The following is a 522-nucleotide window of genomic DNA, read 5'->3' on the forward strand; positions in this document are numbered from 1 at the left end:
ACCACCGCAAAGCCGCGGCCGGCCTCACCCGCGCGGGCCGCCTCGATGGTGGCGTTGAGCGCGAGAAGGTTGGTCTGCTCGGCGATCGCCGTGATCAGCTTGACCACCTCGCCGATCTGCTGGGCGGCATGCGACAGCTTGCCGATGCGGCCGTCAGTCTCCTTGGCCTGCACCACGGCAGCCTCCGCAATGCGGCTGGAATCGCGGACCTGGCGGCCGATCTCCTCGACCGAGGCCGAGAGCTCTTCCGTCGCGGTCGCGACCGACTGCATGTTGCTGGATGCTTGCTCGGAGACGCCGGCGACCTGGCTCGACAGGCTCTGCGTGGTCTCGGCGGTGCGGGTCAGCGTCGAGGCCGCCGATTCCAGCTGCACGGCCGAGGCCGAGACGTTGGAGACGATGGCGCCGACCGCGCTCTCGAAATCATCGGCAAAGCGGATCAGCTCGGCGCGGCGGCTTGCGGCCTGCTCCCGGTTCTGGATTTCGCTGGCGGCGGCGTCGCGCTCGGCCTTGGCCACCGCC

1 protein-coding gene is annotated in these 522 nt (G+C 70.1%); it reads right to left on the minus strand.

The genetic code is table 11. From position 1 onward, the window contains the following. Positions 1-522 (minus strand): methyl-accepting chemotaxis protein (locus ACM42_RS08370; protein WP_271527483.1); only part of this gene is annotated, 522 nt, incomplete at both ends.

This window comes from Bradyrhizobium sp. CCBAU 25338 (assembly GCF_028128965.1).
GTDB classification, from domain to species: Bacteria; Pseudomonadota; Alphaproteobacteria; order Rhizobiales; family Xanthobacteraceae; genus Bradyrhizobium; species Bradyrhizobium liaoningense.